This window comes from Arthrobacter sp. 01T425 (genome assembly GCF_056398725.1).
Genome location: NZ_JBFTPY010000009.1, coordinates 88,381 through 103,820, shown reverse-complemented (window position 1 = coordinate 103,820; position 15,440 = coordinate 88,381). Strand labels below are relative to the sequence as shown.

Annotated in this window: 7 protein-coding genes; 2 read left to right on the top strand and 5 right to left on the bottom strand. The window is 67.5% G+C overall.

The window, feature by feature from the left end; all coding sequences use genetic code 11:
- Position 1: 1 nt before the first annotated feature.
- Together AC1DNG_RS11705 and glf are read right to left on the bottom strand one after the other, a co-directional pair.
- Positions 2-1,999, bottom strand: coding sequence for a glycosyltransferase (locus tag AC1DNG_RS11705; protein WP_476848793.1), 1,998 nt, complete (start codon positions 1,997-1,999; stop codon positions 2-4).
- A complete protein-coding gene (gene glf, locus AC1DNG_RS11700; protein ID WP_223916143.1) occupies positions 1,996-3,183 on the bottom strand; it encodes a UDP-galactopyranose mutase in 1,188 nt (395 codons plus the stop codon). Before glf ends, AC1DNG_RS11705 begins: the two co-directional genes overlap by 4 nt.
- 289 nt (positions 3,184-3,472) lie before the next feature.
- Here glf and AC1DNG_RS11695 point away from each other — a divergent pair, with 289 nt between their 5' ends.
- Positions 3,473-7,894, top strand: a complete 4,422-nt coding sequence (locus AC1DNG_RS11695) for an FtsK/SpoIIIE domain-containing protein (protein WP_476887388.1) — start codon at positions 3,473-3,475, stop codon at positions 7,892-7,894.
- Here the strand turns inward: AC1DNG_RS11695 and AC1DNG_RS11690 are convergent.
- Complete coding sequence (locus tag AC1DNG_RS11690; RefSeq protein ID WP_476856692.1) at positions 7,862-8,221, bottom strand: hypothetical protein; 360 nt, start codon at positions 8,219-8,221, stop codon at positions 7,862-7,864. The two genes, AC1DNG_RS11695 and AC1DNG_RS11690, sit on opposite strands and share 33 nt — an antisense overlap.
- Before the next feature lie 440 nt (positions 8,222-8,661).
- On the opposite strand from AC1DNG_RS11690, the gene AC1DNG_RS11685 reads away from it, so the two are divergent.
- Positions 8,662-8,910, top strand: a complete 249-nt coding sequence (locus AC1DNG_RS11685; protein WP_003804966.1) for a WhiB family transcriptional regulator — start codon at positions 8,662-8,664, stop codon at positions 8,908-8,910.
- Positions 8,911-9,063: 153 nt separating this feature from the next.
- On the opposite strand, the gene AC1DNG_RS11680 is transcribed toward AC1DNG_RS11685, so the two are convergent.
- Both AC1DNG_RS11680 and AC1DNG_RS11675 read right to left on the bottom strand, forming a co-directional pair.
- Positions 9,064-10,533, bottom strand: a complete 1,470-nt coding sequence (locus AC1DNG_RS11680) for a sensor histidine kinase (RefSeq protein ID WP_223916150.1) — start codon at positions 10,531-10,533, stop codon at positions 9,064-9,066.
- Between the two features lie 36 nt (positions 10,534-10,569).
- Positions 10,570-15,435 (bottom strand): NAD-glutamate dehydrogenase, encoded by a 4,866-nt coding sequence (locus AC1DNG_RS11675; protein ID WP_476848790.1) that lies wholly within the window; start codon positions 15,433-15,435, stop codon positions 10,570-10,572.
- Positions 15,436-15,440 lie beyond the last annotated feature (5 nt).

Below are 15,440 nucleotides of genomic sequence, written 5' to 3'. Positions count from 1 at the left end.
GCTATTTCACTTCGCTCTGGGTGTGTTCTTCGAAGATTTTTTTCCAGGAATCCAGGGACGTAAGTTCCGGCATCGCCGCCTTGTACTGCTTGCTCAGCGACTGCCAGTCCTTGAGCAGGGCAGCGTGCAGGCGGCTGCTCTCGGTGAGCATTTCCCGCACGCGCTTGGGGTCCCGCTTGTACCAGGAAGCGCCGGTTCCTTCAGCGTTGGAGACGATGGCGCTGTCGAACTGCGCGATCCGCCACCAGCGGTTGTCCTGGTGCGCAATGTTGGTCTGCGGACGTTCCGCACTCGTCTTGGTGACCGGGCGGAACAACTGGCGTGCGACCGTCTTGGCAGCCCAGGGAAGGAGGGTGACCCTGGACGGCTGCGACACGCCGTGCCCGCGGCGCGGCGGCTTGTCCATCTTCGGCGTCGGGAAATCGTCCGCGTCGGCCTGGAAAATCGAGTCCGAGTAGCCGGCCATCATCTTCCGGATCTCGGGCAGCTTCGAGGGCAGCAGGTCCGGCAGGTCGGTCGGGCCCTTGAGAACATCCTCAAGCGCCCAGCCACGGCCGTGCGCGGTCGCATACTGCATCGACACGAGGTGCTTGATGTCCGCATACTGCGATTCGCGCACCACGCGGCCGCCGTGCTCGTAGGGGCTGTGGAGCAGCGCCGCCACGATCCGGTTGCGGGCGTGGAAGTAGGCCTGCCAGCCCACGAGGTCGTCTTTGTCGATCCAGGACACATGCCATACGGCCGAACCCGGCAGGGAAACTGTCGGGAAGCCGTGCGCCTTGGCGCGCAGCCCGTATTCCGAGTCGTCCCACTTGATGAAGAGCGGAAGCGAGAGGCCGATTTCCCGGATAACCGAGGTCGGGATCAGACACATCCACCAGCCGTTGTAGTCCACATCGCAGCGGCGATGCAGCCAGGAGGTCTGGCGCAGGTTCGAGGACAGGAAATCATGTCCAAGGACCATGTCCTCGCTCGGCAATGACGGCTGGAAGCGGTAGGGGTTGACCACCTCGCCGAACGTGTGGAGAACCGTCCGGTTGTAGAGGTCGAACATGTGGCCGCCGACGATCGTCGGCGTCTTGCAGCGGTCCGCGAACGTGAGCAGGCGGATGATGCTTTCAGGCTCAACCACGATGTCGTCGTCCATGAGCAGGACGTAGTCACTGCCGTTTTCGACGGCCTCGAACATGCCCCGGGCAAAGCCGCCAGAGCCGCCGAGGTTCGACTGGTTGATGATCCGCAGCTTGCCGCCAAGAGATTCACGGACTTCGGCGAAGCCGTCCGCGTCCTCGACCTTCTGCGTGCCCTGGTCAACCAGCAGGATCTCCTGGACATGCTTGAGGGCATCCGGGTTCTCGGCCAGCAGCCGAAGATTGTTGAGGCAGAAGTCCGTCTTATTCAGCGTCGTGATCTGCAGAGTGACAGACCCGGGCGTGCTCTCAACAGCGGGGCCCTGCCATTCGGCGTCGACCATCACAAGCGGTTCGGAGCCCGCCACGAGGTCGAACCAGTACCAGCCGCCGTCGCCGAAGGGCGCAAGGGACAGCTCAAAGGTGTTCTCCGCCGAACCCTCGACGCGCCGCGTGTCGACGCGCTGCAGGGATCCGCGGGCGTTGGACTTGTAGACGATGACGGATCCGGCGCCCTGGGTGCGGACCTGAAGCCGGACCTTGTCCACCGATGTCCAGCGCCGCCAGTAGCTCGCCGGGAAGGCGTTGAAGTAGCTGCCGAACGATACCCGCTCCCCCGAACGGACCTTGGTGGAGCTGCGGGACAGGAAGTCTTCAACGTGGGCTTCCTTGGTGGAGCTGCTGAAGGACTGTGCCCGGGCCTTCTTGCCGTCGCCGCTGCCGACCGTAGGAAGCTGGATGCCGGTCGCGGTACCCATGTCCATGTACAGGGGAACCGTGTCCATCTGGCTGGCGTTGGGCAGGATGACCCGCTGCAGGGTGTCCCACTGCTGGGCGGAATCTACCTGGGTGTCGGTTGCGGCGCTCATGCGTCCACTCCTCCGCTTTCAATCTTTGCGCCGCCTTCGAAGTGCGGGCGGATCTTGTTGTCGAACATGGTCAGGGCCGAGCCGATCGCCATGTGCATGTCCAGGTACTTATAGGTACCGAGGCGGCCGCCGAAGAGGACATCCTGCTCGGCCGCGGCCAGGTCGCGGTACTTCAGGAGCCGGTCGCGGTCCGTGGGCGTGTTGATCGGGTAGTAGGGCTCGTCGCCCTTCTCCGCGGCACGGGAGAACTCGCGCATAACGACCGTCTTCTCCGTCTGGTAGTCGCGCTCCGGGTGGAAGTGGCGCGGCTCGATAATGCGGGTGTACGCAACGTCTTCGTCGTTGTAGTTCACTACCGACGTGCCCTGGAAGTCCCCGACGTCGAGCACTTCTTCTTCGAAGTCGATGGTGCGCCAGGACAGATCGCCTTCGGCGTAGTCGAAGTAGCGGTCAACAGGTCCGGTGTAGACGACCGGGATGTTGCCGACCACCTTGCCCTTGCTGTACTCGTGGGACTCATCGAAGAAGTCCGTGTTGAGCCGCACCTCGATGTTGGGGTGTTCGGCCATCTTCTCGATCCAGGCCGTGTAGCCGTTGGTCGGAAGGCCCTCGTACTTGTCGTTGAAGTACCGGTTGTCGTAGTTGTAGCGCACCGGAAGGCGGGAGATGATGCCCGCGGGCAGGTCCTTCGGATCCGTCTGCCACTGCTTGCCGGTGTAGTGCTTGATGAACGCCTCGTAGAGCGGGCGGCCGATCAGCTGGATGCCCTTGTCGTTCAGGTTCTGCGGATCGGTGCCGGCCAGTTCGCCGGCCTGCTCCTTGATCAGTTCCTGGGCCTGCCCGGGGGTGAGGTTGGCCCGGAAGAACTGGTTGATCGTGGCCAGGTTGATGGGCAGGGAGTAGACCTCGCCCTTGTGCACGCCGTAGACCTTGTGGACGTAGTTCGTGAACGTCGTGAAGCGGTTTACGTACTCCCACACGCGGTCGTTGGACGTGTGGAAGAGGTGGGCACCGTAGCGGTGCACCTCAATGCCGGTCTGCTCTTCCTTTTCGCTGTAGGCGTTGCCGCCAATGTGGTGCCGGCGGTCGATGACGACTACCTTCAAGCCCAGCTCAGTGGCGGCCTGTTCTGCGATTGTCAGGCCGAAAAAGCCCGACCCTACGATGACGAGGTCAGCGGTCACAAACTCTCCTGGTTCGAATGCGGGCAGCGCAATGTTGTGCATTGTCTGCTGGTCTAGCCTACCTGAGACCCTGCGGGTACCGGCGAATCGCGGCTGGCCCCGCGATCAGATGCCACCCCCGTCACGGGTCCGGGAGCCTCGCATGGCGGGGGCAGCGGCGCCGCTCCGAAGCGTTTTCCACATGGATCATTTTCCCCGGCGCTGCCGGGCCGGAGCCTCCCTACTCTGGAACCGGACCCGGGGAACAGGACCCGTGGAACAGGACGGCCGCTCGGAAAGGATGCCGCGGATGATTTACCACTGCACTCTCGCGCCCAGCAGCCTGATGCAGAGCGCCCCCGCAGCAGGTACGACGCCGGACGGGCAGCTCATTGAGCTGTCCGTCGAGGTCCCCGACCCGTGCCCGGGCGCGGACCTGGAGGCTGCCGTCGCCCGGTGCTACGGGACCGGTGAGCTGTCGGTCCGCGGAGCGCCGGTCGCCGCCATGACCGTTGGCATGCCTCCCCTGGTCCAGGGTGCTGTGCTGGTTGAGGGTGCTGTGCCGGTTGAGGGTGCTGTGCTGGTTGAGGGTGCTGGGCTCGTGCCGGGATCGGGGGCGGGATTCAGCTCCGGGCCGGGCCGACGGCACACTGCCACGTTGCTGCTCGCCGTGGACAGCGGTCCCGGCGCGGGCACGCTGGTCGCCCTGCGGCGGGGAAGCTTCCGGATCGGACGCGGGGGCACCGAGGTCGTGATCCCTGATGCCGCGCTCTCCCGGGAGCACGCGCGCCTGGACGTCGGGGACTCGGACGTCACGATCATGGACCTCGGCAGTGCGAACGGCACCAGCGTCGATGGCCGGAGCGTGCGAACGGCCCCGGTGACCACGGCGTCCTCGATCCGATGCGGCGATTCCACTATCTCGCTCCGGCTCGGGCCATCGGGCGTGCCCCGTGCTGCCCCGGACGCCGTGACGGTGCTGGCAGGCTCCAGCGTTGCCGCGCCGCTGGTTGTCCGCGGCACCGCCGCCCAAGGCCACCGGGCCGCCATGGCGCTGGCCGCGGTGCTGCCGCTCCTGGTCGGCGTCGGCATGGCATTTCTCACCGGCATGTGGATGTTCCTGGCCTTCACCGCAGTCTCTGGCGTGTCCGTCCTGGTCCCGTTCCTCTCGGGCCGCCGCCAGCGTCGCGAGTTCCAGGCCGCTGTGGCGGAGGCCGCCCTGCAGGACAGGGAACGACGCCGGCACGCCGCACCTTCCGCGGCTGACCTGACCATTGGTTGCGCGGCTGCGGTGCCCCCGGCAGCCCGTGCGCCTGGCGGGGAGCCGCCGGACATCTGCCTGCGGCTCGGGCTGGCGGAACAGAGCGCGAATATCCGGCCCGAACCACCCGACGCCGGCTTTCGGCCACCGTCGCTCGGCCAGGTGCCCCTGACCTTGGACCCGGTCCCGGCGGTGGTGACCGTCCACGGCCCCGCGCCCGCGACGGCCGGACTGATGCGCTCGTTCATCCTGCAATTGGCCGCCTATCCCCTGGCGGACAGCACCCGACTGCTGCTGCATGGCCCTGCGGACACGGTGCCGTTGCCGGCGCGCTTCCTGCCCGGCGTCACACTGTCCGCGAATGACGCCACCACTGCGGCCGTGCTGGCCGCCGGTTCCGCCGCTCCCGACGGTCCAGGCGCTCCCGACGGTCCAGGCGGTCCAGGCGGTCCAGGCGGTCCCGGCCGCCCCGGCGGCCCCGGCGATCCCGGCGGTCCCGGCGGTCCTCCGGGTCATGGCGGGGGATTTGACCGCGGCGTCCTCATTCTTTGGGACACTCCGGCGCAGTCAGGCGCCGCGCCCGGTCCCGGCGCTGCTGGCGCCGGCCCGGCATTCAGGGCAATGGCGGCGGCGCATGGGTGGAGGGTGATCGAGTGCTCGCCGGAGCCCGGTCCCGGCGTACACCCCGGCATTGTCCTCGGCCGGCGCGGCGCCCTGATCAGGGTTGGGTCCCCGCCCGTGGACTTCGTGCCGGATCTGGTCCCGGCCGAGGTCTTTGACCGCTTTTGCCGTGGGTTCAGCGCCGCACGGCGTACGCCGCCGGCTCCCCCGCCGGCTATCCCCCGGCATTGCAGCCTGGCCGACGTCCTTCCCCTCGCGGCAGAGGACATCTCCCGGCGCTGGTCCCGGAGCGGCGCGGAGGCCGGGCTGGGTACGCCCGTCGGCGTGGCGGCCCGGGGTGCCGTGCGGATCGACCTGAAGGCTGACGGTCCGCACTTCCTGGTCGCGGGGACCACGGGTTCCGGAAAGTCGGAGTTGTTGCGGACTCTTGCTGCCGGCCTCGCGGCCAGCCATCCGCCGGACCGGGTCAACTTGCTCTTCATAGATTTCAAGGGCGGCTCCGGCTTGGGTCCGCTCACCGGCCTCCCACACTGCGTCGGCATGCTGACCGATCTGGGCGCTGCGCAGGTGGAGCGCACATTGGTTTCCCTGCGGGCCGAGGTCCGCCGGAGGGAGGAACTGCTCGCCCGGGCCAATGCCCCGGATCTCGCGGCCTACGAGGCGTCACCGGCCGCCGGACCGCCCGTCCCCTCTCTGGTCATCATCGTTGACGAGTTCAGGATCCTGGTGGACGAAGCGCCCGGCGCCCTCACCGAACTTATGAGGATTGCCGCCATCGGCCGGTCACTGGGGATCCACCTCATCATGGCCACCCAGCGCCCGCAGGGAGCCCTGAACGCCGACATCAGGGCCAATGTCACCACCTGCATCGCGCTCCGGGTCCAGTCCGGCCCCGAATCCTTCGACGTTATGGGCTCCGGGCTCGCGGCCGCGATTCCCATCGCACGCCCCGGGCGGGCGTTCCTGGTCCGCGGTGCACAAGCTCCGGAGAAATTCCAGACAGCCACCCTGACGCCCCGGGCCGACCCGCGGTCAGACGGGACGGTCGCGGTTCGCACGGCCACGGACGAGCTGACCCGGCCACCGGCAGCCGCCGGTTTCCGGGCCGACGGCTCCGCCGGACGCGAAGCAGACGACGGCGCGGCCCTGGCACCGGTTCCGGCTCCGGCGCTGGCTCCGGCCTTGACTCCGGCGCAGGGGGCGGCGGCGTTGATCGACGCCGCTGCGGCCGTGTGGCAGGGTCTCGGCACACGAAGGCCCCGCCGGCCGGTGGCAGATCCGCTGCCGGCCCCGCTGCCGCACCCAGGTTCCGGGCACGCCGGGCGGGACATGGTCCGGCTGGGGCGGGTGGACCTGCCGGAGCTCCAACGCGTCACGGAGCTGGGCTGGAGTCCCTCCGGGCATGGGCATCTGGGCCTTGTCGGCGCTGAAGCAGGTGCCGGGGACCGAGTATTGGCCCTCGCGGTTGATCAGCTTCTGGCCGGCAGGGTGGAGTCGCACCTGTACATACTTGACGCCGCCGGCGCTTTCAGCGGCGCCGCAGCGGAATCCCGGGTCGGCGCCGTAGCCGGCCTGCACGAAGTGCGCCGGGCTGCCAGGGTGCTGCGGCGGATTGCCGAAGAAGCCACGTCACGGCTCGGTGCGCCTGCGGGCCGGCCGCGGCCCGGGCTGGTCCTGGTGGTCAGCGGCTGGGGCGCCTGGGTTTCGGCATTCCGGTCCGGGCCGCTGGCCTGGGCAGAAGACCTCGTTCATGACATCGTGCGGGACGGTTCCCGGGCAGGGATCACTGTCCTCGTCTCCGGCGGGCGTGAGCTCGTGACCGCGAGGTTCTTCGCTGGCCTGCCCAACCGGATTTTCTTCCCTTTAGGCTCTACCGACGAAGGCCGCCTTGCATGGCCGCGGCTTCCCGCGCTGGAGCCTCTCCCCGGCCGCGTGGCCGTGTTCGGCGCTTTTGTTCCCGCGCCTGTGGCGACCGGGCATGCGGCCCAGCTGTTCGAACCAGCGGCCGCGGACGGGCTGCGTCCCACGAGTGGGGCCGTCTCGACGAGGCCCTTCCGGGTGGACGCGCTGCCCGGGTCGGTGACCGTGGACGAGGTGCTGGCCCGGTGCGGCTCCGGTCCAGGGCAGAGGATTCCGGCGCCTGCTGCCGCGCCCGGCGCCATGCCCGGCCCGGCTGATGTCCCAGTCCCGGCGGTTGCTTTGGTCCTCGGGGTCGGCGGCGACGAACTGCGCCCGCAGGGGATCCAGTTGCCCTCCGGCGGCGTTCTCGCGGTCCTCGGCGGCCCCGGCTCGGGCAAAAGCACGCTGCTGGCTGCGCTGCCGGGGATGAACCCTGCTTGCGCCTGGCTCGCGCCGCGGCCGGGAACCGCTTCCGGCCAGTACTGGTCCGGGCTCCACGCCAGCGCGCTCGCGGGCACCTTGGACCGGACAGCGATTGCGCTCGCAGATGACGCCGATCTGCTCTCACCCGAGGCCAACAGGGCCTTGGCGTCCCTGAACAGCCTGGGCTGGAGGGTGATCCTCACCGCGGGATTTGGCCCGGGCTTTGGGCAACGGGTGGATCTCGCTGCCATCGCGCGCGGCCAGGGGCGGGCGGTCCTGATACGTCCGCGCGGGCTCATGGACAGTGAGCCGTTCGGGGTCCGGTTCGAACCGGAGCACAGTCCTCCGCCGGGACGCGCCGTCGTCATTTCCGACGGCCGCGCGACGCCCGTCCAGCTGGCTGCGCTCCGCCCGGCCGGCCGGGCGGCACTCCTCCGCGCCGCCGGCGGCCCGGACCACATCTCCCCCGGGCGGCACGCCGCACGGGACGGACCTCTACAGGGCGGGAGGGGCTCCGGCAGCCCGTGAGGCGAACGCTATGACCCGCTTGTCGAACAGAAGCACGATCGCCGTCACAGCGGGGATCAGCATGGCCAGTCCGGCCAACGGATAGCCGCCGGTCAGGGTGGGGAAGCCAATGGTCAGCACAAAGATTTGGGCCACCAGGGCACCGGCCCGCGGCCAGCGGAACCCCCGCAGCAGGAAGCGTGCGACGGCAAAGAGCCACACGGAGAAGGCCAGCAGCAGGCAGAGCGTAAAGACGGCACCCCAAAAAGAGAGTACCGGCGCCCCGGTCAGAAGCTGGGTCCCGTACCAGACGGCAGCCACGAGCAGCGCCGTGGCTTCCAGTGCCACGACCACAGCGATGACAACAATTCCCCGAGGCCGCACAAGGCCACTGCCAGGGGCTTCGCCCGGATTCGGCAGTGAATTTGCTTCGGGAGGCCCGCCGGCATTTTCAGGGAGACTCTCACCGGGGTTTTCGCGGGGATTCTCACCGGGGTTTTCGCCGGCATTTTCACGGGGATCTTCAGGGTTCACAGGGGGCCTTGACACACTGGCACACTACCGGACATAGTCGTCTAGATGTGAGGACGCCGCCACTGAATGTGATGCATCGCTCACGGTCTCGAGGCATCTTGGCCTCTATTACCCCTTGTTTACACAGCGTTAACATGACACGCTTAATCCAGATGACCGAGGGGGCCCCAATGGGCCCTTTTCTTATGAAGCCTCTAGTGAATAATTTCACAAAGGCATTTAACGAGTTCCCAGGAATGGAGTGACTGATCAGCATGGATTGGCGTAACCGCGCAGCCTGCCTTGACAAGGACCCGGAGCTGTTCTTCCCCGTAGGAAACACCGGCCCTGCCCTCCTGCAGATCGAGGAAGCGAAAAGTGTTTGCCGGCGCTGCCCGGTCGTGGACACCTGCCTGCAGTGGGCATTGGAGTCCGGCCAGGATGCCGGAGTGTGGGGCGGGATGAGCGAGGACGAGCGCCGCGCCCTCAAGCGCCGCGCAGCACGGGCACGGCGCGCCTCCTAATTCTGCTGCCCAAGCACCGATAGCTACGGTGCCGGCAACGATCGCACGACCCTGCAGCAATGGCCGCGGACCCACAGGTCCGCGGCCATTGTCCGTTTAAGCCGGTGCGCCCGGAGCCGGCGGTGCGCCCGGCATCAGTGCGGCGTCAGGCTGTCAGCGCGGCGTCAGGCTCAGGACAATCTGGACTGCGGTTCCCCCGCCGTCCCTTCCCTGCCAGTGGATAGTGCCACCGAGTTCACTCATGACCAGCGTGCGGACAATCTGCAGGCCCAGGCCCTCGACGTACGGCGTGTCCGGCAGTCCGACGCCGTCGTCCTCCACCGTCACGGTGAGAAGTTCATCCCCGTCCTCGCTCTCCGACCGGTCGGCGATGAGCCAGACAGTACCGGTGCGCCCCTCCAGCCCGTGCTCGACCGCGTTCGTGACCAGCTCGTTGATGACCAGGGCCAACGGGGTGGCGAAGTCGCTCGGCAGGTCGCCGAAGAGCCCGGAACGCTGTGTCTTGACCTGCTGCGAGGGCGAGGCGACCTCGGCAGAGAGCCGGAACTGGCGGCCGATGAGCTCGTCAAAATCAACGCTCTGGGTCAGGCCCTGCGAGAGCGTCTCATGCACGAGGGCAATGGTCGCCACCCGCCGCATGGCCTGCTCGAGCCCCTGTTTGGCCTCGTCGCTGACCATGCGCCGCGACTGCATCCGCAAGAGGGCGGCGACAGTCTGCAGGTTGTTTTTCACCCGGTGGTGGATCTCGCGGATCGTGGCGTCCTTGGTGACCAGCTCCATCTCCCGGCGGCGCAGCTCCGAGACGTCCCGGCACAGGACCAGGGCGCCGAACCGCTGCTGCTCGTCGCGCAGCGGGATCGCGCGCAGCGAAAGACTCACGCCGCGTGACTCGATTTCGCTGCGCCACGGCATCCGGCCCGTGACGACGAGCGGCAGGGTTTCATCGACCATGCGCCGGTCCCGCAGAAGCCCGGCAGTGACCTCGGCGAGGGACCGGCCCTCGAGGGACTCGCCGTCGCCGAGGCGGCGGAACGCGGAGACCCCGTTGGGGCTGGCATACTGCACGATCCCCTCGGCGTCGAGCCTGATCAGACCGTCCCCCACACGCGGCGCGCCGCGGCGCGAGCCTGTGGGCGACGCGAAGTCCGGCCACAGGCCCAGGGTTCCCATGCGCAGCAAATCGTAGGCGCATTGCCGGTACGTTAGCTCGAGCCGCGAGGGCATCCGCGAACTCGACAGGTCCATATGGGAGGTCACGATCGCCAGGGTGCGGCCGTTGCGGACCATCGGAACCGCCTCGACCCGCAGGGCCATGTCGCTGCTCCAGTTGGTCTCGTTGGAGCGTTCGATCGCGCGGCTCTCCCACGCCTTGTCGACCAGCGGCTGCAGGTCCGACCGGATCCCCTCCCCCACGAAGTCGGCGTGGAACACCGTGTGCGTGGTGGAGGGGCGGACGTGGGCCAGTGCCACATAACCGAACTCCGGGTGCGGAAACCACAGGGCCAGGTCGGCGAATGCGAGGTCGGCGACCATCTGCCAGTCGCCGACCAGGAGATGCAGCCATTCGGCATCCCCCGGGCCAAAATCAGCATGTTCCCTGATTGGGTCCGTAAAGATTGCCACAGCACCTCCATTTGCGACGCCAGGGACGGCAGCCCCTTAGCGTCGGACGATTGACCTCAAGAGCCTCAATGCTACCGACAGTGAGGCCATGTCATCGGCCTCGAGCGCATTGACCTCATCAAACATTGACTTCGCCCGGCCCAGCTGCTCCGCGTTCTGGCCCTCCCAGACCGCAAGACGCTCCTCGGCGGGAGTCCCGGCCGGCGTGCACTCGAGCACCGCCGTCGTCATGTCCGAGACGGTGGAGTAGAGGTCATCACGCAGGGCTGCGCGGGCCAGGGCCTGCCAGCGGTCCTCCCTCGGCAGCTTGGTGATGCGTTCGAGCAGGGAATCTGCATGGAAGCGGTTGAAGACCGTGTAGTACACGTGGGCAATATCGGCCACGGATTCCTTGCTGCCGTGGACGATCTTGGCGATGTCCAGGAGCACGAAGCTCTCGAACAGTTCCGCCCAGCGGTGTGCCAGGTCTTCCGGAAGGTCCCAGCTGCGCGCCTTCTCCAGCCATTCGGCCACGCGGGCGCGGTCGTCACCCCGGAGGTAGTCGAGCAGCCGGGCCCGCATGGGATCCATCAGCGGTTTGAATTCGGCCACGATCTCGGCGATCGGACGGGACGCCGACCCCTGGCCGAGGAGCCACCGGACGGCGCGGTCCAGCAGCCGCCGGATGTCCAGGTGGACGGTGCTCCAGTGTTCGGTCGGGAACGACGCCGGCAGTTCGTTGAGTTCCTTGACCATGATGTCGAGCTCGTAGACCTCGCGGAGGGCCACGAACGCCTTGGCGACGGCGGCCTCCGTGGCCGAGGTTTCCTCGATGGCACGGAACGCGAAGGTGATGCCGCCGAGGTTGATCATGTCGTTGGCAACCACGGTCGCGATGATCTCCCGGCGCAGCGGGTGGGTGTCCAGTTCGGCGTCGAACCTCTCCCGCAGCTGCTCCGGGAAGTAGGCCCGCAGCGTCATGCGGAACCACGGGTCATCGGCGAGGTCGCTGTCGCGCAAAGCGGTGGCAAGTTCGATCTTGGCGTAGGCGGCCAGGACCGACAGCTCCGGGGAGGTCAGCCCCTGGCCCTGTTCCAGGCGCTCGCGCAGCGTGTCCGTGGTGGGCAGGGCCTCGAGGTCCCGCTTGAGGTCCGCCGACTTTTCCAGCCAGTCCATCAGCCGTTCGTAGCTCGGGCTCCATTCGGAAACCCGCATCCGGTCGTTGAGGAGCAGGATGTTCTGGTCGATGTTGTCCTCGAGCACCAGCCGGCCGACCTCGTCGGTCATCGAGGCCAGGAAGTCCGCACGCTCGGCGGGCTCAAGCTTGCCTGCCGCCACCATCCGGTCCACGAAGATCTTGATGTTGACCTCGTGGTCCGAGCAGTCGACGCCGGCCGAGTTGTCGATCGCGTCCGTGTTGAGGATGACGCCCTGCAGCGCGGCCTCGATGCGTCCGCGCTGGGTCATCCCCAGGTTTCCGCCTTCCCCAACCACCTTGACCCGCAGTTCGCGGCCGTCAACGCGGATGGCGTCATTGGCCTTGTCGCCGACCTCGGCATTCGTTTCGGTGCTGGCCTTGACGTAGGTGCCGATGCCGCCGTTGTAGAGCAGGTCGGCCGGGGCGAGGAGGATGGCGCGCAGGAGCTCCGGCGGGCTGAGTTCCGTGGTGCCCTCCGGGAGGCCGAGGGCGGTCCGGATCTGCGCGGACACGGGGATCGACTTGGCCTGCCGGGCAAAGACGCCGCCGCCTTCGCTGATGAGCGATTTATCGTAGTCATCCCAGGAGGACCGGGGCAGTTCGAAGAGCCGCTGGCGTTCCGCGTAGGACGTTGCCTCGTTAGGGGTGGGGTCGAGGAAAATGTGCCGGTGGTCGAAGGCAGCCAGCAGGCGGATGTGCTTGGAGAGCAGCATGCCGTTGCCGAACACGTCGCCGGACATGTCGCCGACGCCCACCACGGTGAAGGGCTCGGCCTGGGTGTCGAGGTCCAGTTCGCTGAAGTGGCGCTTGACCGACTCCCACGCGCCGCGGGCGGTGATGCCCATGGCCTTGTGGTCGTAGCCGACGGAGCCGCCGGAGGCGAAGGCGTCGCCGAGCCAGAAGCCGTATTCGCCGGCCAGTCCGTTGGCGATGTCGGAGAATGACGCCGTACCCTTGTCGGCCGCGACCACAAGGTAGGAATCGTCGTCGTCATGGCGCACGACGTCGGCCGGGGGCCGGACGGTTTCGCCTTCGGGCGTCACGATCAGGTTGTCCGTGATGTCCAGGAGTCCGCGGATGAACGTTTTGTAGCTCTCAACACCTTCGGCCATCCAGGCGCTGCGGTCTGCGGCGGGGTCCGGGAGCTGCTTGGCGTAGAAGCCGCCCTTGGCGCCCGTCGGAACAATGACGGCGTTCTTGACGGTCTGCGCCTTCACCAGGCCCAGGATTTCAGTGCGGAAGTCCTCGCGCCGGTCCGACCAGCGCAGGCCGCCGCGGGCCACCTTGCCGAAGCGCAGGTGCACGCCCTCGACCCGGGGCGAGTAGACCCAGATCTCGAACATCGGCCGCGGGAAGGGCAGGCCCTCGATCAGGGACGGATCCAGTTTGAAGCTCAGGTGGGGCTTGTTCTGGAAATAGTTCGTGCGGAGCGTGGCCTGGATCAGGTTCTTGAACGTGCGCAGCAGGCGGTCGGCATCGAGGGTCGCGACCTGCTCGATCGCTGCATCCAGTCCGGCGAGGACCTCTACCTCCCTGAGCACGCGGTCGGAGTCGCTGAGCGCCGGGTCGAACCGCGCTGTGAACAGGGCGCTGAGTCCCCGGGTGACGTCCGGGTTCGCCAGCAGGGTGTCAGCCAGGAATCCGAACGAGTTGGTGTTGCCCATTTGCCGCATGTACTTGGCGTAAGCGCGCAGTACGACAACCTGGCGCCAGTGCATGCCCTCCCGCAGTACCAGCCGGTCGAAGCTGTCGGATTCCACGGCGCCGGTCACGGCGGCGCCGAAGAACTCGCCCAGCAGCTGGCCGGTGGCCTGGGGATCCACGCCGGCGGGGTACTTGAGGCCGAGGTCGTAGAGGAAGAAGTCCCGGTGATCCGCGGTCTCGATCTCGAACGGGCGTTCGTCCAGGACCTCGAGGCCGAGGTTGTGGAAGTACGGCAGGATCTGGCTCAGGCTCTTCGGCTCCAGCATGTAGAGCTTGACCCGGGCGTCCTCTTCCAGTGTGGCTCCGGCGCCGTCGGGGAGGTACACGTGGACGCCCGGGTGCTCCTTAACGGCTTCGCCGGCCCGTTCGGCCGCGGCACCGTACTTTTCGAAGCGGTCGATGTCTTGCAGCGCGTCTTCGATCTCGTAGTCCACCCGGTATCCGGCCGGGAACGCCTCGGCCCAGACCGCTGCCAGTTCCTTGGCGCCGTCCTCCTTGGTGCCGCCGTCGCCGCGGGCGCGCAGAACTTCGGAAATGCCTTCGCCCCAGGAACGGGCGGCCCGGACCAGCCGCTTCTCCAGTTCGTCGCTGTTGACGTTGCTGACGTCGGCGTCCTTGGGCAGCCGGATCCGGAAGAAGAGGCGGGCCAGAGCGGACTCTGTCATGCGCGCCTCATAGTCGATGGAGACGGCGTTGAAGGTCTCCCGCAGTTCCTGCTCAATGCGCAGGCGGACGTTGGTGGTGTAGCGGTCGCGGGGCAGGTAGACGACGGCGGACATGAAGCGGCCGTAGATGTCGGGGCGGAGGAAGAGCCGCGTCCGGCGGCGTTCCTGCAGCCGCTGGATGCCGGTGGCGATGGCGGCGAGGTCCGGGATTTCGATCTGGAAGAGCTCATCGCGCGGATAGGTTTCAAGGATGCCGAGGAGGTCCTTGCCCGAGTGCGAGTCCGGCGGGAAGCCGGCGTCGCTGAGAACAGCAGCGACTTTCTCCCGGACTACGGGGATATCGCGGACGGAACCGGCGTAGGCGGTTGTGGCGAACAGGCCGATGAAGCGGCGTTCGCCGTTGACGTTGCCGGCCGCGTCGAAGCTTTTAACGCCGATGTAGTCCAGGTACGCCGGGCGGTGCACGGTGGAGCGGGAGTTCGCCTTCGTGATCACGAGTGCGCGCTTCTCGCGGGCCTTCTTCCGGCCGGCCTCGGTGAGGTGCTGGACCTGGCGGGTGTCCGCGCCGGCGCGGAGCAGGCCGAGGCCGCTTTCCTCGCGCAGTTCCAGGACATCCTCGCCGGATTCGTTCACGAGGTCGTATTCGCGGTAGCCGAGGAAGGTGAAGTTCCCGTCATCGAGCCAGCGGAGCAGGTCCTGGGCCTGGCGCAGCTCGGCAATCTGCGCCCGGTTGGCCACCCGGTCCAGATCCGCGGAAATTTCAAGGGCTTTCGTGCGCATCTTCGGCCAGTCTTCGACGGCGGCGCGGACGTCGCCAAGCACGCGGGAGATTCCCTTGACCAGCTCCGCGCGCTTCTCCTCGCCGACGAGGTCGATCTCGACGGCGATCCAGGATTCCATGTGCGAGGCGTTGTCGCCCTCGGCGATCAGGTGGGAGAGGTTCGGCATGGCCGCCGTGTCACCGCTGGAGATGCCCAGGTGGGAGGGGACGCGGGCCACCTTGACGAGGTTGCCCGTCTCCCGGTTGCGGGTCACCACGAAAAGCGGGTGCAGCACGAGGTGGATGGGCGCGTTCTGGCGGACCAGCTCGGCGTTGACGGAGTCCACGAGGAAGGGCATATCGTCGGTGACGATGTACAGGACGCTGCAGTCTGCCTCGTCACGAAGGTCGATGTTCGCGATGCCCGGCTTCCGCGTCGCCGCGATCTGGCGGTGGGTTTCGGTCCTTGCCGTCAGGACTTCCTGGGGATAGGCCCGGAAATCCTCCTCCGCGAGGTGCTCGTAGTAATCCCCGAGGTAGCTTTCGCTGCTACCGATCGAAACGGGCTGATCCTCCACGCTGGACCCAGACGACATCGAAA

Excerpts from the sequence above, each read along its gene's own strand:
- AC1DNG_RS11705 (WP_476848793.1), bottom strand. The coding sequence starts at position 1,999 with ATGAGCGCCGCAACCGACACCCAGGTAGATTCCGCCCAGCAGTGGGAC.
- AC1DNG_RS11695 (WP_476887388.1), top strand. The coding sequence starts at position 3,473 with ATGATTTACCACTGCACTCTCGCGCCCAGCAGCCTGATGCAGAGCGCC.
- AC1DNG_RS11675 (WP_476848790.1), bottom strand. The coding sequence starts at position 15,435 with ATGTCGTCTGGGTCCAGCGTGGAGGATCAGCCCGTTTCGATCGGTAGC.
- AC1DNG_RS11685 (WP_003804966.1), top strand. The coding sequence starts at position 8,662 with ATGGATTGGCGTAACCGCGCAGCCTGCCTTGACAAGGACCCGGAGCTG.